The 19,829-nt window shown below is 32.1% G+C and carries 23 protein-coding genes; 11 read left to right on the top strand and 12 right to left on the bottom strand.

The window, feature by feature from the left end; translation table 11 throughout:
• Position 1: 1 nt before the first annotated feature.
• The 5 genes from AC3VJB_RS10850 to AC3VJB_RS10830 all read right to left on the bottom strand — a co-directional run bounded on the left by AC3VJB_RS10850 (position 2) and on the right by AC3VJB_RS10830 (position 4,834).
• Positions 2-331: a HesB/IscA family protein gene (locus AC3VJB_RS10850; protein ID WP_047789909.1), complete on the bottom strand. Its 330-nt coding sequence runs from the start codon at positions 329-331 to the stop codon at positions 2-4.
• Positions 332-467: 136 nt separating this feature from the next.
• The gene (locus AC3VJB_RS10845; protein ID WP_167712887.1) at positions 468-1,535 is read right to left on the bottom strand and encodes a cytochrome-c peroxidase; all 1,068 of its coding nucleotides are present in this window, start codon (positions 1,533-1,535) and stop codon (positions 468-470) included.
• A 2-nt stretch (positions 1,536-1,537) separates the two neighbouring features.
• Positions 1,538-2,296 (bottom strand): MbnP family protein, encoded by a 759-nt coding sequence (locus AC3VJB_RS10840; RefSeq protein ID WP_073182169.1) that lies wholly within the window; start codon positions 2,294-2,296, stop codon positions 1,538-1,540.
• A gap of 3 nt (positions 2,297-2,299) precedes the next feature.
• Entirely contained in the window at positions 2,300-3,625 is a 1,326-nt protein-coding gene (locus tag AC3VJB_RS10835; protein WP_437823396.1) for a hypothetical protein, read from the bottom strand.
• Positions 3,626-4,834, bottom strand: a complete 1,209-nt coding sequence (locus tag AC3VJB_RS10830; protein WP_437823394.1) for a choice-of-anchor B family protein — start codon at positions 4,832-4,834, stop codon at positions 3,626-3,628.
• Between the two features lie 139 nt (positions 4,835-4,973).
• On the opposite strand from AC3VJB_RS10830, the gene thiL reads away from it, so the two are divergent.
• From thiL to AC3VJB_RS10785, 9 genes are all read left to right on the top strand, one after another.
• Positions 4,974-6,023, top strand: a complete 1,050-nt coding sequence (gene thiL / locus AC3VJB_RS10825; protein WP_159493470.1) for a thiamine-phosphate kinase — start codon at positions 4,974-4,976, stop codon at positions 6,021-6,023.
• 157 nt (positions 6,024-6,180) lie between these two features.
• A complete protein-coding gene (lysM, locus tag AC3VJB_RS10820) occupies positions 6,181-6,651 on the top strand; it encodes a peptidoglycan-binding protein LysM (RefSeq protein ID WP_047789914.1) in 471 nt (156 codons plus the stop codon).
• 152 nt (positions 6,652-6,803) lie between these two features.
• On the top strand, positions 6,804-7,703 hold the full coding sequence (locus tag AC3VJB_RS10815) for a DMT family transporter (RefSeq protein WP_159493472.1): 900 nt from the start codon (positions 6,804-6,806) through the stop codon (positions 7,701-7,703).
• 31 nt (positions 7,704-7,734) lie between these two features.
• Entirely contained in the window at positions 7,735-8,601 is an 867-nt protein-coding gene (locus AC3VJB_RS10810) for a YicC/YloC family endoribonuclease (protein WP_437823391.1), read from the top strand.
• Between the two features lie 2 nt (positions 8,602-8,603).
• Positions 8,604-9,206 (top strand): guanylate kinase, encoded by a 603-nt coding sequence (gene gmk, locus AC3VJB_RS10805; RefSeq protein ID WP_047789917.1) that lies wholly within the window; start codon positions 8,604-8,606, stop codon positions 9,204-9,206.
• A gap of 24 nt (positions 9,207-9,230) precedes the next feature.
• Positions 9,231-9,815, top strand: a complete 585-nt coding sequence (nadD, locus tag AC3VJB_RS10800; RefSeq protein WP_159614340.1) for a nicotinate (nicotinamide) nucleotide adenylyltransferase — start codon at positions 9,231-9,233, stop codon at positions 9,813-9,815.
• A 48-nt stretch (positions 9,816-9,863) separates the two neighbouring features.
• Positions 9,864-10,727 (top strand): M23 family metallopeptidase, encoded by an 864-nt coding sequence (locus tag AC3VJB_RS10795; protein ID WP_047789919.1) that lies wholly within the window; start codon positions 9,864-9,866, stop codon positions 10,725-10,727.
• A gap of 13 nt (positions 10,728-10,740) precedes the next feature.
• Positions 10,741-12,237: a GH3 auxin-responsive promoter family protein gene (locus tag AC3VJB_RS10790; RefSeq protein ID WP_497667135.1), complete on the top strand. Its 1,497-nt coding sequence runs from the start codon at positions 10,741-10,743 to the stop codon at positions 12,235-12,237.
• 9 nt (positions 12,238-12,246) lie between these two features.
• Positions 12,247-12,813: an MOSC domain-containing protein gene (locus AC3VJB_RS10785; RefSeq protein WP_497667134.1), complete on the top strand. Its 567-nt coding sequence runs from the start codon at positions 12,247-12,249 to the stop codon at positions 12,811-12,813.
• Here the strand turns inward: AC3VJB_RS10785 and AC3VJB_RS10780 are convergent.
• The 6 genes from AC3VJB_RS10780 to AC3VJB_RS10755 form a co-directional block, all read right to left on the bottom strand.
• Positions 12,803-13,558 carry an HD domain-containing protein gene (locus AC3VJB_RS10780; protein WP_497667133.1) on the bottom strand — a complete coding sequence of 252 codons (756 nt, stop codon included), beginning with the start codon at positions 13,556-13,558 and terminating at the stop codon, positions 12,803-12,805. The two genes, AC3VJB_RS10785 and AC3VJB_RS10780, sit on opposite strands and share 11 nt — an antisense overlap.
• 70 nt (positions 13,559-13,628) lie before the next feature.
• Positions 13,629-14,219, bottom strand: a complete 591-nt coding sequence (locus AC3VJB_RS10775) for a TetR/AcrR family transcriptional regulator (RefSeq protein ID WP_349264648.1) — start codon at positions 14,217-14,219, stop codon at positions 13,629-13,631.
• Between the two features lie 207 nt (positions 14,220-14,426).
• Positions 14,427-15,998 (bottom strand): S41 family peptidase, encoded by a 1,572-nt coding sequence (locus AC3VJB_RS10770; RefSeq protein WP_159493478.1) that lies wholly within the window; start codon positions 15,996-15,998, stop codon positions 14,427-14,429.
• Positions 15,985-16,416 carry a deoxycytidylate deaminase gene (locus AC3VJB_RS10765; RefSeq protein WP_047789925.1) on the bottom strand — a complete coding sequence of 144 codons (432 nt, stop codon included), beginning with the start codon at positions 16,414-16,416 and terminating at the stop codon, positions 15,985-15,987. The genes AC3VJB_RS10770 and AC3VJB_RS10765 overlap by 14 nt, the downstream gene beginning before the upstream one ends.
• A 65-nt stretch (positions 16,417-16,481) precedes the next feature.
• A complete protein-coding gene (locus AC3VJB_RS10760; RefSeq protein ID WP_047789926.1) occupies positions 16,482-17,063 on the bottom strand; it encodes a HupE/UreJ family protein in 582 nt (193 codons plus the stop codon).
• A 9-nt stretch (positions 17,064-17,072) separates the two neighbouring features.
• Positions 17,073-17,534 (bottom strand): Lrp/AsnC ligand binding domain-containing protein, encoded by a 462-nt coding sequence (locus AC3VJB_RS10755; RefSeq protein WP_047789927.1) that lies wholly within the window; start codon positions 17,532-17,534, stop codon positions 17,073-17,075.
• 61 nt (positions 17,535-17,595) lie between these two features.
• Here AC3VJB_RS10755 and AC3VJB_RS10750 point away from each other — a divergent pair, with 61 nt between their 5' ends.
• Complete coding sequence (locus tag AC3VJB_RS10750; protein WP_437823381.1) at positions 17,596-18,852, top strand: Y-family DNA polymerase; 1,257 nt, start codon at positions 17,596-17,598, stop codon at positions 18,850-18,852.
• Positions 18,853-18,877: 25 nt separating this feature from the next.
• Entirely contained in the window at positions 18,878-19,336 is a 459-nt protein-coding gene (locus AC3VJB_RS10745) for a LexA family protein (RefSeq protein ID WP_437823379.1), read from the top strand.
• 66 nt (positions 19,337-19,402) lie between these two features.
• On the opposite strand, the gene AC3VJB_RS10740 is transcribed toward AC3VJB_RS10745, so the two are convergent.
• Positions 19,403-19,813, bottom strand: coding sequence for a BrxA/BrxB family bacilliredoxin (locus tag AC3VJB_RS10740; protein ID WP_073182156.1), 411 nt, complete (start codon positions 19,811-19,813; stop codon positions 19,403-19,405).
• Between the last annotated feature and the right edge of the window lie 16 nt (positions 19,814-19,829).

Raw genomic sequence — 19,829 nt, 5'->3', positions numbered from 1 at the left:
TTTATAAAGAGAAACTCTCTCCGCAACCACAAGTTCTGTTAGCATTAGGATTGTTAAATACGAATCCTTTACCGTTTAAACCTCCAGAATATTCTAAAGTTGTTCCAACTAGGTATAAAAAACTCTTTTTATCAACAATAATTTTTACATCGTTGTCTTCAAAAACCTTGTCGTTTTCCTGTTGGGTTTTGTCAAAAGTTAAGTCGTATGATAATCCTGAACAACCGCCACTTTTTACCCCAACACGAACAAAGTCAGTTGTAGTGTCAAATCCGTCATCAGTCATTAGTTCAATGACTTTCTTTTTTGCTGTGTCTGAAACTTTTATCATCGTTTTAAATAGATTAAATCTAAGTGACTGCAAAGATAATGACAAAATATGATTTATATCATTTTTTGAAATGAATATAGTTATTAAGCAATAAAAATTGTTTATACTTTAAATCTACAGGTTGATTGTTAGAAGATTATTGTTTGAAATCAGTATTGTTTACAAAATCATCATCAGAAAGGGTTAGCAAAAAAGCTTTTAAGTCAGCTTTATCTTTATCTGAGAGTTGTACTCCTCCTTGATTGGCTTTCTTCATTAAGGGATCTATTGTAGAAGATAATTTTAAACCTTCAGAATAATGGTTTATAACTTCTTCTAAAGTAGTAAACCGTCCATCGTGCATGTAAGGAGCGGTAAATTTTAAATTTCGTAGAGAGGGACTTCTAAACTTTCCGTTATCATTAGGGTCACCTGTAACGGTGCCTAATCCTAAATCGGTAAAATTTTCATCTAAACCGTTGTTGTGGAATTTGTTATCTGTCCATAAAGGGTTGTTGTCGCTTCCATGACAATGAAAACAGTCTCCTCTAGTTTCGTCCATAAACACATTAAAGCCATTTTGTTCTTCAGGAGTTAACTCTACTTTACCTAAAAGGTGTTGGTCAAATTTTGAATTTCCAGAAATTAGAGTTCTTTCAAACTGAGCGATTGCCTTGGTAACTAATGTTGAGTCTATTTTTGATGCTCCAAAAGCTCGTTGAAAAAGGGTCGGGTATTCAGCGTGTTCTTGTAGTTTTTTAGTTACATTTTTCCAATCACTGTGCATTTCAATTGGATTACGAACAGGAGAGAATACTTGACGTTCAATACTGAGTTCTTTTCCGTCCCACATAAAACGTTCATCAAAATTCCAAGCTAAATTAAATAGCGGCATTGAGTTTCGCGTTCCGAATTTACCATCGACTCCTTCACTAAAACGAGTGTCATCGGTAAAAGCGTTTTTTGGGTCGTGACAACTAGCGCAAGATTGTGTGTTGTCTTTTGATAAAATAGGGTCAAAAAACAATTTTTTACCCAAAGCTATTCCTTCTTTTGTTAGAGGATTGTTAGCTGGAATAACAGGAGCTATTAATTTTTGTTGAAATAATTTAGGGATTTCTAAACTAGTAGGAACAGGAGTATATATACTTTCTTCTTCTCCTTTAGAAGAACAACTAAGTAAAAGAAACAGTAGAAAAGAAAGATATATACTTTTTAGCATCATTATTATTGAGAAATATTTCCTAAACTAAATACACCACTTTTCCCATTTTCAGAAATTTCTTTCTGAGCTTCAAAATCCATCATTAAGTCAACACTTTTTTTGGTTAAATCCCAGTCATTAGGACTTTTAAACCATCCAGCTACATTCATTTTAATTTCTATTGTAGCATTATTTTTTAAGAGGATAGAGCCAGTTTCAATTCCAAAAGAAGTATCTAAAATAGAATCTTTTTCTTTGTCATAAGCTCTTACAGCATGAAAATTATATGGGTTTTCTACCCCTAAGGTGTCTTTGTATTTACCGTCTAATTGCATAAAGTGGTATCCTCCTCCCATCATATCTGGTACATTCCAATCAGCAGAGTTTAAATCTGGATATGTTCCACTTAAATTGTTGCTATTATTAAAACCGAAGGTAAAAAGTAGTTTATAGCTTCCTTCTGATATTTTTTTAGAAAGAGCGTAGGTTAAACTGTCTGGTTTACTTAGGTCAATTAGTTTGTAACTGTCAAATTTAGTTGTATCTCCTGCACCATTAACAAGGCTAATACGTGAGATTAAATAGCGTAATCTGCTTATAGAGAGTTTACTTCCTTTTTTATTAGTGAATTCAGTGCTTTCTAAGTCAGATTTTTCAATTAAAGTACCATCCCAATTTTGACTAAATTTTAGTTTTACTGAAACTTCTTTGATAGGTTCATCATTATCTGAGCTACAAGAAAATAGTAATAGACTAAGGGAAAAAGTTAAAAAGTATTTCATTTATTATTTTAGTTTGATAATTAGTAGGTCTGAAAACCCCTTGTTTGTTGTTATATCTTGGTTATTGCTGCTACTATCGCCTACAGCTATAATACTACCATTTGTTAATTCTACAGCATCGTAACAAAAATCTATTTCTGTTCCTCCAACGGTTTTTTGCCATAATAGATTTCCATCTGTATCAATTTTCATAATCAATGCGTCATTTTGACCTTTATTGATGAAATTGTTGTCAGCGCTTCTTGAACTTCCAGAGATTAAAAAATCTCCGTTCAATGTTTTTTTAATCGATCTGCCAACATCAAAACTCGAACCGCCATAGTTCTTTTGCCAAAGCAATGCTCCTTGACTTGTTATTTTTACACCCCATAAATCGGCACCACCATTATTTTGAGAAATGTCTTGATTAGAGCTACGTGTATCTCCTACTATAATGAAGTTTCCATCATTGGTTTTTGTTATTGCTCTAGCTTCATCAATTTCTGTACCACCAAAAGATTTTTCCCAAAGTAAATTTCCACTTTTATTAATCTTAACAACCCAAAAGTCATAAGAGCCCTTGTTGTTTTTTATATCTACATCATTACTGTCTGAAGAACCAATTAATAAATAGCCGTCAGCTGCTTCTGCTACGTCGTAACAAGTATCAGTATTTGTGCCTCCAAAGTATTTTCTCCATTCAATATCTCCGTTAATATTGAGTTTAACTCCCCAATAGTCTCCACCGGCATGTTTGGCTGCTTGTTTTGAATTACCTAAGCCTCCAGATGCTGTAACATCTAGAATACTTCCAACAAAATAACCTCCGTCAGAAGTCTGAATAATTGAAAAACCTTGGTCAGCTCCAGAAAAACCAGTAGTTTTTTTCCATACTATTGTGCCGTTGTTGTCTAGTTTTAATACCCAAACGTCATCAAACCCTTCGTTTGTATTTACATCTCCATCATCACTTTTTCCGTAACCTACAATAGCAAAACCATTATCTTTTGTTTTAATAATTTTAGATGCTTTGTCATCTTTTGAACCGCCATAGGTTTTTTGCCATATAAGGTTATCATTGGAGTCAAACTTTAAAATCCAAAAGTCGTATTGAATTATATTTTTAGTGGTTTCTATATCTCCATCAATACTTTGAGTATAACCAGCTATAATATAGCCTCCATCAGTAGTGCTAATTACACTTCTACCGCTTTCATTTATAGAACCGCCCAAAGTTTGAACCAAACTAACTTTAGGGATTTTGGTTGTAGAATTAAGTTGTATACCATCATCTTTATTACAGCTGTAAATAATTAATAAGAAAATTAATAATGGGAGTTTTTTAAGCATTTATTGTTTTTTAAGGATAAATAAACCTCTATTAATGTCGCTTACCACAATTTTTCCGCTTTTAAAGTAGGGGTATACGCTCCAAACACCATTAAAATCAGCATTATCATTTTCAGGGTGTGTATCAAAGAAATTTGTTTCGGTAATAGTTTTACTCTCTATATTTGAAATGTCAATAAAACGTACACCAGCATTATAGTTTGCTAAATAAAAAGTACTTCCTTTAATATATCCATTATGATCAATTGCCGAAGTAGGTCCTGTGTATATAAAGTGTTGTTTAGGGTTCTCTAAATCAGAAAAATCAAAAACAATAGTCCTTGTATTGTGACCGAAATTTTGTTCATCTAACTCGTCTCCTAAAATAAAATATTTTTGATTTTCAGTAAACCAACCTTGATGTGTATAACCAACGTTTGCATATGAAACTTTAGAAATGTTTACAGGGTTTGCTTTATCAGTAATGTCAACAATTACGACCTCATTTTCATTACTTCCTATTAGTATTTCTTTACCTATGTAATTTGTGTCTGGTCCATTGTAGGTTACCACTTGTGCATCATGACTATAATTGTCCATTCCCCATCCACCTTCATTTATTGGATTTAGAGGATTTTGTATATTGATAAATAAAGGACCTCCTCTATATGTTCCAGATCTATTTGTACCCACAGGGTATGCGTATCCTGAATTTTCATTAATAACAATGTTGTGTGCGCTACCAAAACCAGTAAAATGCTTGTCAGCTACAAACGTTTTTGGAGGGTTTGTAATATTTCTAAGTTTTGTTAAGTCAAATACTTGCATACCATGATTTGTAGCCTCACTAACAATAAAAGCATGGTTGTTATACACCTTCACATCCCACCAACTTTTACTCGTGGTTGCAGTTGGAAGTTTGCCTAAATAAATAGGGTTTTCTGTATCGGTAATATCAACAAAAGTAGTTCCATTATCTACACACATAATAGCGTATTCTTTGTTGGTTGTTGGATCTGTCCATCCCCAACAGTCACTTCCGCTAACAGCATCAAATGTGCTTAGAGGTATGTTTAATAGTAAATCATAGCCATCACAAGAATAAATTCCTGCTTTTCCATTAGAGCACGTAGTTTTATTGGTTTTTATTGGAGTTTCGCTAGAAGAGGATGTGCAAGAAGCTAAAAACAGCATTCCAACTAAAACGAATAAGGTTTTAAAGTTTTCCATAAATTGGGGTTTAAAATCACTAAATTAAGTAATTAACTATTTATATAACATATAAAAACAGCAAAACCCTATTTTTATTTTGTATAGATTAGCTTAAGCAGAATACTTCTTTTTGTTTGTTAGTCGTTATCTTTGCAGCATGTTAGAAGATAAAAATCAAGAAAGAACTTCGTTAGCTGAGCTAGGAGAGTTTGGGTTAATAAACCATTTAACAAAACATTTTAAAATGTATCATTCTTCAACTGTGAAAGGGGTTGGAGATGATGCAGCTGTGATTAATACATCGGATAAAGAAACTGTAATTACAACTGATTTATTGGTTGAAGGAGTGCATTTTGACTTGAGTTACATGCCTTTAAAGCATTTAGGGTACAAAGCGGTAATGGTTAATTTATCAGATGTTTACGCAATGAATGCTAATGCGGAACAAATAACCGTATCTATCGCTGTATCTAATCGTTTTCCGTTAGAAGCTATTGAGGAATTATATGCAGGAATACAACTAGCATGCGATACATATAAGGTAGACTTAGTGGGAGGAGATACTACATCTTCAACAAGAGGAATATTAATTTCTGTTACAGCTATTGGTGCTGCTAATAAAGAGAAAATTGTTTATAGAAATGGGGCTAAACCTACTGACTTAATTGTAGTTTCGGGAGATTTAGGAGGAGCATATTTAGGCTTACAAGTATTAGAACGTGAAAAACAAGTGTTTCAAGTGAATCCTCAAAATCAGCCAGATTTGGATAAGTATACTTATATAATCGAACGTCAATTAAAACCAGAAGCACGTAAAGACATTCCTAAGTTATTAGAAGAATTAGAGGTAAAGCCAACTTCGATGATTGATATTTCTGATGGATTATCTTCTGAAATTATGCATATCTGTACGCAAAGTAAAACAGGATGTAAAATATATGAAGATAAATTACCATTAGACCCACAGGTTATTTCTACTTCTGAAGAATTTAATATGGATAGTACGATGATAGCTTTAAGTGGAGGAGAAGATTATGAGTTGTTATTTACGGTTTCTATTGCTGATTATGATAAAATAAAAGGAAATCCTAATTTAACAGTTATAGGTCATATTACTGAAGAAAATGAAGGGATAAACTTAGTAACACGTGCAAACCAAGAAATTGAATTAAAAGCACAAGGTTGGAATTCTTTTAATAAAGAGTAGAGGAGAACAAGATATAATAGGTTAAGCATCCATGTTTGGGTGCTTTTTTAGTTTTAAAGAGGCTTTTTTTTAATTATTTTGGAATACGAGTTTTGGTATAAAAATTGTATCTTAGTCAGACAGTAAAAAGAATATTAACAAAAAATCAAAAAAGAGAATGGGAATTTTTTCATTTATTAAAAATGCCGGGGCAAAAGTATTCGGTATCGGGAAAACAACTGAAGAAGAAGCTACAGAGAAAGCTGCAAAATTAGTAGATGCAGTAAATAAATTAGAGCTTTCTGTTGAAAACTTAGCTGTTAATGTGGAAGATGATAAGGCCACAGTAACAGGAGAAGCAGCAGATTTAGCTACTAAAGAAAAAGTAGTTTTAGTAGTGGGTAATACGGAGGGGATTGCTTCTGTAGAAGACAATATGACCGTTAAAGAAGTTGAAGTTATCGAAGAAGCTGCTATGGCACAATTTCACACTGTAGTAAGTGGAGACTCATTAAGTAAAATTGCAAAAGAATTTTATGGAGATGCTATGAAGTATCCAGTAATTTTCGAAGCAAATAAACCAATGTTAACACACCCTGATAAAATTTATCCAGGACAAGTATTAAGAATACCACCTTTAGTGGACTAATCAAAAGTTAATCAGCCAAAGGAAAAGCACTGCATTTGCAGTGCTTTTTTAGTTTAAGTAAAAATGATATTTAAAGATTGGTATGAGGTAAAATAGTAGTAAAAAAGAATAAAATTATCATCATATTTGCACCTGTTTTTAAAACCATAAAAATGAATCAAAGAGCGTTAGCACTTACAGCAGCTTCAATCGCAACACTTATTTACGGGGTTACATTTACAGTAGCTAAAGAAGTGATGGAGGGATATATTCAACCATTTGGTTTTATATTGCTTCGTGTTGGTGGGGCTACTATGATTTTTTGGCTGTTAGGACTTTTTGTAAAAGCACCATCTATTGAGAAAGCAGATTATAAAAAAGTAGCGATGGCAGCTTTTTTTGGCATTGCTTTCAATATGCTTACGTTTTTTAAAGGGTTAAGTTATACCACACCAATCAATGCATCAGTTATGATGGTAACTACTCCTATTTTAGTATTAATTTTTGCTAGTATTCTTTTAAAAGAGAAATTAGTTTTAAGAAAAATAGCAGGAGTTATAGTTGGTATGGTAGGAGCCATAATTTTAATAGCTTACGGGAATCCACTTAAAGGAGATGCAACTAATATGGTGCTAGGAAACTTTTTAGTATTCATTAATGCAGCATCGTATGGTATGTATTTGGTGGTTGTAAAAAAACTAATAGCAAAATACAACCCTATTGTTTTTGTTAAGTGGTTATATCTTTTTGGATTGACAATGGTACTACCTTTTGGTTTTTCTGAACTGTTAGAGGTACAGTGGCAAACAATGCCTGTTTCAATTTTCTTAAAAGTAGGTTTTGTAGTATTATTCACTACTTGTATTACTTACTTGTTTAACTTATTTGCATTATCAAAATTAAAACCAACCACAGTAAGTGTTTTTATGTATTTACAACCTGTGGTAGCAGCTATTTACGCATTGATTGTAGGTAGTGATCATTTAGATTTGGTTAAAATAGGAGCTGCATTATTAATCTTTTTAGGAGTATTTTTGGTAACCAAACGTCCAACAGAAACTCCCAATAAATAAACGTATCTTTGCGGATTATTAAACCGAAGTTATGATACAGTCAATGACGGGTTACGGTAAATCCGTACTACATTTACCCTCTAAAAAAGTAACAATCGAAATTAAATCTTTAAACAGTAAAAACTTAGATTTAAATACTAGAATTCCTTCATATTACAGAGAAAAAGAACTCAATGTTCGAAAAAAACTAGCAAGTAACTTGGTAAGAGGTAAAGTGGATTTTTCTATTTATGTGGAAATGACTGCAGATGAAACTTCAACTACGGTGAATACAGGTGTGGTACGAGAGTACATGCAGCAATTAAGAAATGTAACTCAAGTAGGAACTTCAGATGATGTTGAGTTAATGAAAATGGCTGTTAGAATGCCAGATGCTTTAAAAACAGAGCGTGAAGAGTTAGATGAAGAAGAGTGGAAGCAAATAGATACTCATATTGACGAAGCTTTAAAAGAAATTATTCAATATAGAACTGACGAAGCAAAATCGTTAGAAGAAGATTTTAAAACAAGAATACTAAATATTCAATCTGCTTTAGAAGAAGTTAAAAAGTTAGATGGTGATAGAATAGAGTATGTTAAAGAACGCTTACAAAAAGCATTAACAGATTTAAAAGTTGAGGTTGATGAAAATCGTTTTGAACAAGAGCTGATTTATTATTTAGAAAAGTTAGATATTAACGAAGAAAAAGTACGTTTAGCTAATCACTTAGAGTATTTTTTACAGCAATTAGCAACAGAAGATTCCAATGGAAAAAAATTAGGATTTATCGTACAAGAAATCGGAAGAGAAATCAACACAACAGGATCAAAAGCTAATTTTGCACCAATGCAAAAATTAGTCATCCAAATGAAAGACGAGTTAGAAAAAATAAAAGAACAAATTTTAAACGTTTTATAAAAATGTCGAAAGAGTTTAAAGGGAAATTATTTGTGTTTTCAGCACCATCAGGTTCAGGTAAAACTACTATTGTACGTCATTTGTTGGCAAAAGAACGTTTTAATTTGGAGTTTTCAATCTCAGCTACTTCAAGAGCTCCAAGAGGAGAAGAAGTTGATGGAAAAGATTATTATTTTATCTCTGCAAAAGAATTCAAGCAAAAAATAAAAAATGACGAGTTTTTAGAGTGGGAAGAAGTGTATCGTGATAACTTTTATGGAACGTTAAAAACAGAAGTTGAACGAATTTGGGCGCAAGGAAAACATGTAATTTTTGATATTGATGTTGTTGGAGGTTTACGTATTAAGAAGAAATTTCCAGAAGAAACCTTAGCTGTGTTTGTAAAGCCACCAAGTGTTGATGAGCTAAAAATTCGTTTAAAGAAAAGAAGTACCGAAAGCGAAGACAAGATTAACATGCGTATTGCTAAAGCTTCGGTAGAATTAGCAACAGCACCACAGTTTGATAAAATCATTAAAAACTACGACTTACCTGTAGCATTACAAGAAGCGGAAGATTTAGTAGATGATTTTTTAGGAATAAAAAAGAAAGTGAAAAACGGATAAAGAATAAGTCTAGTATCTATAAATATGAAAAACATCGGATTATACTTCGGAACTTTTAATCCAATTCATATAGGGCATTTAATTATAGCCAATCATATGGTTGAGTATTCTGATTTAGATGAAATTTGGATGGTGGTTACGCCTCATAACCCTTTTAAAAAGAAAAGCTCACTGTTAGATAACCATCATCGTTTAGATATGGTATATTTGGCTACAGAAGAATATGAGAAGATTCAACCATCAGATATAGAGTTTAGGCTTCCTCAACCAAATTATACTATAAATACCTTAGCACATATTTCTGAAAAACACCCTAGTTATAACTTTAGCCTAATTATGGGAGAAGACAACCTAAAAAGTTTGCATAAATGGAAAAACTATGAGGCAATTTTAGAAGATTATAATATTTATGTTTACCCTAGGGTTTCTGAAGGAATTGTTGAAAGCCAGTTTAAAAATCACAAAAAAATTCATAGAGTTGAAGCTCCAATAATAGAAATTTCTTCAACCATGATTCGCAAAGCCATAAAAGAAGAAAAAAACTGTAAACCTTTGTTGTCTCAAAAGGTTTGGAAGTATATTGATGAGATGAATTTTTATAAAAAATAGTTTCGCCGTTTTTTCGTTGTATATTTGAAATCCAAACAAGTATAAAACGTGGCAAAAAATAAAAAAAAACGAAAACTTAAACAGAAACTTACCGATAAGTATCGTCTAGTAATAATTAATGAAGATACGTTTCAAGAACGATTTTCTTTAAAGCTATCACGATTAAATGTTTTTGTATTTGGAGGAGTGTTTTCTATACTTCTTATAGTACTCACCACTTTGTTAATTGCTTTTACGGGTATACGTGAATATATACCAGGGTATTCATCAACAGCCTTAAAAAGAAAAGCTACCAGATTAACATATGAAGCAGATTCTTTAAAAACTAGATTGTCAGTTATTGAAAGTTACACTAAAGCTTTAAAGCCAGTTTTAACAGGTCAAATTGAGCCTGAAAAGATAGACTCTATAACAAAAGAAATGAAAACAATAGCTTTTGATGAAAGTAAATTACAAGCATCAAAGGAGGATTCTTTATTTAGAGAAAAAGTAGAGAGCAAAGACTTATTTCCTTTGCATAACGGAGGGGCAAATAGAGTTAAAAATGTATTCTTTTCACCTTTAACAGGAAACATATCACAACCATTCGACGTTAATGACAAACATTATGCGATCGATATTGTAGCTAAAACTGGCACGCCTGTAAAAGCCGTAGCAGACGGTACAGTTATTTTAGCAGAATGGACAGCAGAAACAGGGTATGTAATAACGATACAACATTCTAACGAATTTATATCAGTATATAAACATAACGGAACTTTGTTAAAACAACAAGGAGACGTCGTAAAGTCTGGAGAAGCAATAGCAAGTGTAGGTTCCACAGGAGAATTAACTACCGGACCTCATTTACATTTTGAGTTGTGGAATAACGGATTTCCTGTTAACCCAACAAACTATATAGATTTTCAGTAAATAGAAAAAGAACATGAGTATAAAATCAATATTAGCAATTCCATTTGCAAAAATTGTCCGTAAACAAGTATATAAATGGGCAAACAACCCACATAAAACACAAGAAAAAGTTTTTCAATATTTGGTTACAGAAGGATGTAAAACAGCATTTGGAAAAGATCATGATTTTGTATCAATCAACAATTACGAAGACTTTAAAAAAAGAGTGCCTATTAACGACTATGAAGGTTTACGTAGTTATGTAGATAGAGTTGTAGCAGGAGAAGAGAATGTTTTGTGGAAAGGAAAGCCCTTATATTTTGCCAAAACTTCAGGAACTACTTCAGGAGCCAAATATATTCCTATAAGTAAAGAATCTATGCCCACACATATTAAAGCAGCTCGAAATGCTTTGTTGTTTTATATCACAGAAACAAACGATGCTAGCTTTGTTGATGGGAAGATGATTTTTTTACAGGGAAGTCCAGTTTTAGAAGATAAAAACGGCGTGAAATTAGGGCGATTAAGTGGAATAGCAGCGCATTATGTTCCAAATTATCTCTTAAAAAATCGTTTACCAAGTTGGGAAACCAACTGTATTGAAGATTGGGATACCAAAGTAGATAAAGTAGTTGAAGAAACCTTGCCAGAAAACATGACGGTAATTAGCGGAATTCCATCATGGGTACAAATGTATTTTGAACGACTGATTGAGAAAACTGGAAAGACAGTTTCTGAAATTTTTCCAAACTTCAATTTCTTTGTGTATGGAGGTGTGAATTTTGAACCATACAAGAACAAGTTTGAAGCGTTAATTGGGAGAAAAATAGACTATGTAGAATTGTATCCAGCATCTGAGGGGTTTATTGCATATCAAGATTCACAAACCGAAAAAGGAATGTTGTTGCAGTTAAACTCAGGAATGTTTTATGAATTTATTCCAGCAAATGAATTTTTTGATGAGAATCCAACAAGAATATCATTAAAAGACGTTCAATTAGGGGTGAATTATGTTATTATTTTAAACACCTCGGCGGGTTTATGGGGGTATAATATTGGCGATACTGTAGAATTTACTTCTTTAAAACCCTACAGAATAAAAGTAACAGGACGTATAAAACACTTTATTTCTGCTTTTGGTGAGCATGTAATAGGGAAAGAGGTAGAAAAAGCGTTGAATGATGCTATAAAAGGAACTGATGTGAATGTAAGCGAGTTTACAGTAGCTCCGCAAGTAAATCCTGAAAGTGGATTACCATATCACGAGTGGTTTATAGAGTTTGAAAACGAACCTGAAAACTTAGATGAACTAGCATCTAAAATAGATACATCGATGCAAGAGCAGAATGTATATTATTTCGATTTAATTGAAGGTAAAATTTTACGTCCTCTTATTATTAGAAAAGTGAAAAAAGGAGGTTTCCATGAATATATGAAATCCATAGGAAAGTTTGGAGGTCAGAATAAGATTCCACAATTATCAGACAACCGAAAAATTGCGGATGTATTGCAGAATTTTTTAATTGAATAAAAAAGTAAAATGAAAATTGTAGCCACTAACATTGGAGAAAGAAAAGAAATCGATTGGAAAGGAAAAACTGTTACTACAGGTATTTTTAAGTTTCCTGTTGAGAAACCTATCTTTTTAGATGTTGAAAAAGTAAAAGATGATGCTATTTGTGATAGAGAACATCATGGAGGAATAGATCAAGCAGTTTATGCCTATTCAGAGAAGCATTATGCATATTGGAAAGAGTTATACCCAAGTTTAGATTGGAAACATGGAATGTTTGGTGAAAATCTGACTGTTTCAGATTTAGAGGAAAGTCAATTGCACGTGGGAGATACTTTTAAAGTAGGAGAGGTTATTATTGAAGTAACTAAACCACGTCAACCATGCATGAAGCTAGGAGTGCGTTTTAATGATATGAAAATCGTAAAACAATTTTGGCAACAAAACATACCAGGAGTTTATTTTAAAATATTGCAAACAGGTTATTTAAAGTCAGGTGATAAGTTTAAGCAAATAAAAAGCTGCCCTCAAAATCCAACCATCGTAGAGGTATATAAGACTAAGAGGGAAGCTAAGTTTACCTCTAAAAAATAAATTTTTTAGAATCTAAAATATTTTTTGAAGCCATAGAGGCAAATCCCATTTTATATAAAATATCGGCTCTAGTATTTTCTTTATGGTTTAATGTTTCCATAGTTTCAATAATATCTTCCTTAAAACCATTTCTATGATATGTTTTATGAACTTCTTTAATAAAAGAAGTTGGAACTTGAAAATAGTGTGAACCAATTACATCCATAGCTGCACCTCTTGAAAGTAGGTAAGCTTCGTTACCAAACTTCTTTTTGTCGACAGTAGGGTATAAGTGCATATCAATAGCAGTTTTAATAGTGGAAGCTTTATCTTCACTATCGTTTTTCGTTGTAAATTCATTTGCGAAAGAGCCTCCATAATTGGCAAAACATTGTTTACTGCACACATGGTTGTGGGTATCTGTTAAACCAATATCATGTAGTATTGAGGAAACAAATAGTAACTCTTCATCATAATGTAGTTTTTCTGAAAGAGCAATACCAGCAGACCAAAAGAAGGTTCTGTAAGAATGGTAAAGTAATATAGGGTTACATAACTCATTTGCTTCTTCTAAAGCTAGTTTAGATAGCTTAGAGTCAGGAATTTTTATAGTATCAAGATCAAACTTTATTTTAGATTTAATACCGATTTTATATAATGTTTTAGTGAAACTCTCTTTTAATTTTGAGGTAATTAAAAGCTTTTTAAACTGTTGGATTTCTTTTCTGTTGAGTACAGATGGACTATAATTATTATGTATTTGCATTGCTTGTTTTTTAGAACAAAGCAAAGATAAAACAAAAACATACTAACTGGTATGTTTTTTAGACTTAAGATTATTTTAAAGTAGTTAAGTAAAGTTTTAATTGATTTAAATGATGGGTATAAGTATCTGTCTTGTTGCTTAATTTTCCTAAAGCTCTAGCTCCCCAATAGCTAGCTATAATAAAATTAGCAACTTCTTCAGCATTAATACTTGAGTTAAAAGTATTATTTTGCTGTTCTTTGGTAATAGAAGTGGCAATAGCATTTGTCCATAATGACTTTGCTTCATCAAGAGCTTCTTTAAAATCATTGTCTAAAGGCGACATTTCTTGAATTAAGTTAGCTAGAGGACAACCATATTCTATGGTTAAAAAAGAATTTTGTAAAAGTAATTTTTCAATCATTGTATATAAAGAATCATGTAAACTGGTAGAAGAAGAAAGAAAACTTACAGAAAAATCAATGGTTTTGGATTGTATTACCTCTTTAATAACAGCAATTCCCATTTGCTTTTTATTTTTAAAATGATAATAAAAAGCACCTTTTGTTACTTTAGTAGTCGCTATAATTTCATCAATACTTGTAGATTGATATCCTTTCTTATAAATAAGTTCAAAAGCTTGTTGTAAAATAGTTGCTCTGGTGTTCGCGGATTTCTTCATTTGTTGTAGCTTGCTCTTTATTAATTTACATACAGCACAAATTTACTATTATGTATATAACAAAGTAGTGTAAAGACTACAATTTAGGTTAAAAAGAAGTTTTAGTTAGGAGCATTCCATCCGTGTATGAAGTTCTCAGTAATAAAACTGAAGAATTTAAAAGTCAACACTATTACAAAAAGCGCTATGATTACTTTAAATATTTTCTTATTCATTTTGCTTTTGTTCTAACTCAAATACTTTTTGCAGCATTTTATCATCTCGCTGATCTACTTTGTATAAACCTTCGTCACTAAAAAGTTCACGAGCTATCAATACTTTTAAGTTATTGCGAAGTTGATTTTTTGTTCTTTCAGGAAGTCTAAAATCTTTGAGTTCTGCTAAGAATTTATTAGAAATCTTATTGTCTTTATCAAAATCATTAATAAAATCCTCAACGGTTAATGAAGCGAGTTTTTTACGATTATCATCTACATATGAAAAAGCGAAATCATTTAAAGGACGAAAGAAAATTGTAGGAATATAAGCTGAGGTATCTACCGCTACAAAATAATCAGGAATAATTCCACCGCCACCATATACTACTTTACCTTTAGGAGTCGTATACTTCAAACTATCAATAGTTTTAATACTGTCTTTGGTAAACAACTCCCCATTTTCTAGTCGATGTTCAAAATCATGACTATATTCTTCAGAATCTGCGTCCTTTTTATAAGGCTTTTGAATAGAACGCCCTGTTGGAGTATAATACCTAGCCGTAGTTAATCGAACCGCAGAACCATCTCCTAAGTCCATTTCTTGCTGTACTAGCCCTTTTCCAAAAGAACGACGTCCAATAATAATACCTTTGTCATTATCTTGCAAGGCACCAGCTACAATTTCAGAAGCAGAAGCGGAGTTTTCATCAATTAGTACATATAACCCACCGTGCTCAAAATCACCTTTATCAGTAGCGAAAGATTTTACAATATCACCTTTGTTATTTTTTGTAAATACAATCAGTTTTTCATCTTCTAAGAATTCGTCAACAATATCATTAGCAATATCAATAAAACCACCACCATTTCCGCGAAGATCTAAGACCAAATCAGTCATTCCTTTTGTAAGTAATTTGTTTAAAGAAGATTTAAACTCAATATAGGTGTTACGTGCAAAACGATCTAGTTTTATATAGCCAATACTATCGTTTAACATGTAAGCAATATCAACACTTTTAATATTTACTTTACCACGATTAATAGTAATGTTAAAAATACTATCATTGGTCTTTCTATAAATTTGCAAATCAACTTTAGTGTTTGGCTTTCCTTTTAAAGCTTTCATTATTTGGGAAGTTTGCAGTTTTTTCCCATAGAGTGTATCCTTGTCTGCAAGTAAAATTCTATCACCTGCTTTAATTCCTGCTTCAATACTTGGTCCTCCTTTAATAGGTTCTATAACGGTAATAGTATCACCAATCATACGAAATTGAACACCTATTCCTACAAAATTACCTTGCATGTTTTCGGTAACCAATTGTAAGTTTTCTTTAGGAATGTATACTGAATGAGGATCTAATTTACCTAACATCTCTGCAATGGCTCCATCTAATAAATCATCTGTGTTAACAGCATCAACATAATCACTTTGAATGTAGTCAATTAAACGCTTTATTTTTCGTTCACTTGATGAGCTTTTTCCAATAAGATTTCTTGATTTTCCGTTGCTAAAAAAGGTCCCAATAAGAATACCGAAAATAACTGCAATAGATAAATATATAGGTAAATTATTCTTGTTCATAAGGTAAATAAGTCAGTTCAACACCCGCTTTCTCTAAAAAATCTAATCCTGATCGGTCTTTGTATGCTTGCGCATATACTACACGTTTTATTCCTGCTTGATGTATTAATTTACTGCATTGTTGGCAAGGAGAAAGTGTAATATATAAAGTAGCACCTTTGCATGATTGTGTAGAAGAAGCTACTTTTAAAATAGCATTGGCTTCGGCATGCAACACATACCATTTGGTGTACCCTTCTTCGTCTTCACAATAATTTTCAAAACCAGAAGGAGTACCATTATAACCATCAGAAATAATCATTCGATCTTTAACAATTAAGGCGCCTACTTTTTTACGAATACAGTGTGAAAGTTGTCCCCATTCATTTGCCATTTTTAAATAGGCAATGTCATATTTTAATTGTTTTTTCTTCAAAATTTTCAGTACGATTTTTCTTAGATAAGCTAAGGTAGTTAGATTTGTGTTAGTTAGGCGTTAATTTTTTACCAAAAAACACGGTCAAACATCATTTGTAAAGCAAAACCAATTACGATTGATGACATGATTAAAATCCAATCACGACGATTTACACTAAAGATTGATTGCACTAGTGCTCCAATTAGTAAAATACCTAATACAATAATAATTTGTGCTACTTCTACACCTAAGGCAAATTCTAATAAAGGTAAAAATTTATCAGAAGTTTTTCCAATCATAATTTTAAAATAGTTAGAAAAACCAAGTCCGTGAATTAACCCGAAAAACAAAGCAAAAAATAAATTTTGGTTTTCTTTTCCTACCGATGCTTTTTTTGCGGTTAATACATTCATTAATCCCGTAATAAAAATAGTTAACGGAATTAAAAACTCAATTAAATCTGCTCGTACATTTAAAATTCCGTATGCTGAAAGCGCTAGAGTTATTGAGTGTCCAATAGTAAACAAGGTGATTAACCACAAAACTTTTGTCCACTGTTTAAATTGATACACAACAGCTAATACAATTAAGAATAAAATATGGTCATAGGCTTTAAAGTCTAATACATGAAACAAGCCCATTTTAAAGTAGAAGATAAAATCGTTCATTAGGGGTTTTTAAATTTTTATTTGTCGATCTATTTGTTGGTCTAAAGATATAAAAGTTTCGGTTCTTGAAACTCCTTTTATGGTTTGAATATCCTTATTTAACAAATGCATTAAGTCTTCGTTGTTTTTACACAGTATTTTAATGAAAATAGCATAGTTACCTGTAGTGTAATGACTTTCTACGATCTCAGGAATTTCTTTTAAACGTTTAATTGCAGAAGAGTATAAGCTAGAAGAATCTAAAAATACACCAACAAAAGCGGTAGTGGTATAGCCTAATGCTTTTGGATTTAATATCATTTTGTAACCATCAATTAAATCCGATTCGTCTAACTTTCGTAATCGTTGATGAATGGCAGCGCCAGATATACCTACTTCTCGGGCAATGCTTAAAATAGGTGTACGAGCATCTTTTACAAGACGTTTGATAATTATTTTATCAATTCCGTCAATTTTTAATTTTCTAACCATGAAACAAAAATAAGGAAAGTTAGTTAGAGTTCATTTTTCAATATTCTGTACCTTTACAACTATGTATGCGTTGGTAGATTGTAATAACTTTTATGCTTCCTGCGAACGGGTTTTTAATCCGAATTTGCAAGGAAAACCTGTGGCTATTTTAAGTAATAACGATGGGTGTGTTATTTCAATGAGTGACGAAGCAAAAGACTTGCAACTTCCATTTGGAGCTCCAATTTTTAAGTGGGATCAGTTTTGTAAAAACAATAATATCTCAGTGCTATCGTCAAATTATCCGTTGTATGGTGATATGAGCGCTAGAGTGATGAAAATTTTAGAACAATTTTCTCCAGATGTGGAAGTATACTCTATTGATGAAGCTTTTTTACAATTCAAAGGTTTTGATAAATATGATTTTAATTCTTACGGAACCGAAATCAGAAGTAGAATTTTACAATGGACAGGCATTCCAACCTGTGTAGGAATTGCACCAACAAAAGCGTTGAGTAAAGTTGCTAATAAAATTGCACGAAAATTCTTGAAAGAAACAGGTGGGGTGTATGTGATTGATTCCGAGGATAAAAGGGTTAAAGCATTAAAGTGGACTCCTATAGAAAGTATTTGGGGAATTGGGAGAGGTATACAGAAGAGACTACTTGCTAAAGGATGTAAAAAGGCGTACGATTTTACACAGTTAAATGATGATTGGGTGTTGAAAAACCTTTCAATAACAGGTTGGAAGTTGAAAAAAGATTTAGAAGGAGAGTCTAAAATACAGCTAGATGAGCCTACTAACAAAAAAGCAATAGCAACAACCCGAAGTTTTGAATATACATTTTCGGACTTAGATAATATTAAAGAAAGAATCTCAACGTTTGCTGTAAGTTGTGCAGAAAAATTACGTAAGCAAAACTCAAGTTGCCATATGGTAATTGTACTATTGCGCAGTGATTATCATAAAAAAGAGACTGAACAACATCGAGCAAGTAAAACGGTTGTGTTTCCGTATCCAACAAGTTCCACACTAACAATAAGTAAAAGTGCAGTACAAGCTGTAACTACTATTTTTAAGGAGGGAATAAAGTATAAAAGAGCAGGAGTAATTGTAACAGGGTTGGTGCCTTCAGATAATTATCAAATAGATATGTTTGCAAGCGAAAATCCGAAGCATGCCTCTTTAATGAGCGCAATTGATAAAATTAATCAGACTTATAAAGCAGATAAGATTAAATTAGCTAATCAAGATTTACAACGTACTTGGAAGATGCGTCAAGAGCGATTATCACCAAAATATACTACAAATATTAACGATATTATTAAAGTAAAATAAGCTTAGTTAAATAACAAATAATAAGATGTTACGAAAATTAAAACCAGTAAAAGCATCAGAAGCATTGACTTTTTTCTTACCAAAAGAGTTAAATGAAAGCGAGGGAACTATCTTTATGGATACAGGTATTTCTGCGGGCTTTCCTTCTCCTGCTGATGATTTCAGGGAAACGCGTATTTCATTAGATGAAGAACTTATTAGAAATAAAGAAGCTACCTTTTTTGCAAGAGTAAGTGGTCAGTCAATGATTGGTGCAGGTTTAGATGATAATGATTTACTGGTAATTGATAGAAGTATTCCGCCAACAAATAATAAGATAGCGGTTTGCTTTTTAGATGGAGAGTTTACGGTAAAACGATTAAAAGTTGAAGGAAATGAGGTGTGGTTACAACCTGAAAATCCAGATTATCCAATTATAAAAATTACCGAAGAAAATAATTTTATCATTTGGGGAGTTGTAACCAATGTAATTAAGAAAGTATAAAAAAATCCAGTAAAATTACTGGATTTTTTAGTTGTTTTTTGTTTTGAAACCTTTTGTTTAAAAAGATTAACAAAATTCGTCATAAGCAGCTGCTAAATTTTGAGCAATAGCTTGTGCAGAGCGCCCCTCGATATGATGACGTTCTAACATGTGCACTAAATTACCATCTTTAAATAAAGCAATTGCAGGAGATGATGGAGGGAAAGGAATCATATATTCTCTTGCCTTTGCTGTAGATTCTTTCTCTACACCTGCAAAAACTGTAGTTAAGTTCGTAGGAGTTTTATCTGCTCCTAAAGAAGCAATAGCACCAGGTCTTGCAGTACCTGCAGCACATCCACAAACAGAGTTTACCATTACTAATGTAGTTCCTTCTTTGGCTAAAGCATTGTCAACATCTTCAGCAGTATATAAAGCTTCAAAACCAGCGTCAATTAATTGATCACGCATTGGTTTTACTAATTCTTCTGGATACATATTTTTGAATTAAAAT

The sequence above is a fragment of the Tenacibaculum sp. TB-53 genome (assembly GCF_059716285.2).
This window is presented reverse-complemented; position numbering and strand designations above follow the sequence as displayed.

Bases quoted from the DNA above. Each gene is read 5' to 3' on its own strand.
- AC3VJB_RS10775 (WP_349264648.1), bottom strand. From the start codon at position 14,219: ATGAAGAAATCCGCGAACACCAGAGCAACTATTTTACAACAAGCTTTT.
- AC3VJB_RS10810 (WP_437823391.1), top strand. From the start codon at position 7,735: ATGATACAGTCAATGACGGGTTACGGTAAATCCGTACTACATTTACCC.
- AC3VJB_RS10840 (WP_073182169.1), bottom strand. From the start codon at position 2,296: ATGAAATACTTTTTAACTTTTTCCCTTAGTCTATTACTATTTTCTTGT.
- gmk (WP_047789917.1), top strand. From the start codon at position 8,604: ATGTCGAAAGAGTTTAAAGGGAAATTATTTGTGTTTTCAGCACCATCA.
- AC3VJB_RS10745 (WP_437823379.1), top strand. From the start codon at position 18,878: ATGTTACGAAAATTAAAACCAGTAAAAGCATCAGAAGCATTGACTTTT.
- AC3VJB_RS10770 (WP_159493478.1), bottom strand. From the start codon at position 15,998: ATGAACAAGAATAATTTACCTATATATTTATCTATTGCAGTTATTTTC.
- AC3VJB_RS10750 (WP_437823381.1), top strand. From the start codon at position 17,596: ATGTATGCGTTGGTAGATTGTAATAACTTTTATGCTTCCTGCGAACGG.
- nadD (WP_159614340.1), top strand. From the start codon at position 9,231: ATGAAAAACATCGGATTATACTTCGGAACTTTTAATCCAATTCATATA.
- AC3VJB_RS10755 (WP_047789927.1), bottom strand. From the start codon at position 17,534: ATGGTTAGAAAATTAAAAATTGACGGAATTGATAAAATAATTATCAAA.
- AC3VJB_RS10815 (WP_159493472.1), top strand. From the start codon at position 6,804: ATGAATCAAAGAGCGTTAGCACTTACAGCAGCTTCAATCGCAACACTT.
- AC3VJB_RS10740 (WP_073182156.1), bottom strand. From the start codon at position 19,813: ATGTATCCAGAAGAATTAGTAAAACCAATGCGTGATCAATTAATTGAC.
- AC3VJB_RS10760 (WP_047789926.1), bottom strand. From the start codon at position 17,063: ATGAACGATTTTATCTTCTACTTTAAAATGGGCTTGTTTCATGTATTA.
- AC3VJB_RS10835 (WP_437823396.1), bottom strand. From the start codon at position 3,625: ATGCTTAAAAAACTCCCATTATTAATTTTCTTATTAATTATTTACAGC.
- AC3VJB_RS10845 (WP_167712887.1), bottom strand. From the start codon at position 1,535: ATGATGCTAAAAAGTATATATCTTTCTTTTCTACTGTTTCTTTTACTT.
- AC3VJB_RS10850 (WP_047789909.1), bottom strand. From the start codon at position 331: ATGATAAAAGTTTCAGACACAGCAAAAAAGAAAGTCATTGAACTAATG.
- AC3VJB_RS10785 (WP_497667134.1), top strand. From the start codon at position 12,247: ATGAAAATTGTAGCCACTAACATTGGAGAAAGAAAAGAAATCGATTGG.
- lysM (WP_047789914.1), top strand. From the start codon at position 6,181: ATGGGAATTTTTTCATTTATTAAAAATGCCGGGGCAAAAGTATTCGGT.
- AC3VJB_RS10790 (WP_497667135.1), top strand. From the start codon at position 10,741: ATGAGTATAAAATCAATATTAGCAATTCCATTTGCAAAAATTGTCCGT.
- AC3VJB_RS10830 (WP_437823394.1), bottom strand. From the start codon at position 4,834: ATGGAAAACTTTAAAACCTTATTCGTTTTAGTTGGAATGCTGTTTTTA.
- thiL (WP_159493470.1), top strand. From the start codon at position 4,974: ATGTTAGAAGATAAAAATCAAGAAAGAACTTCGTTAGCTGAGCTAGGA.
- AC3VJB_RS10780 (WP_497667133.1), bottom strand. From the start codon at position 13,558: ATGCAAATACATAATAATTATAGTCCATCTGTACTCAACAGAAAAGAA.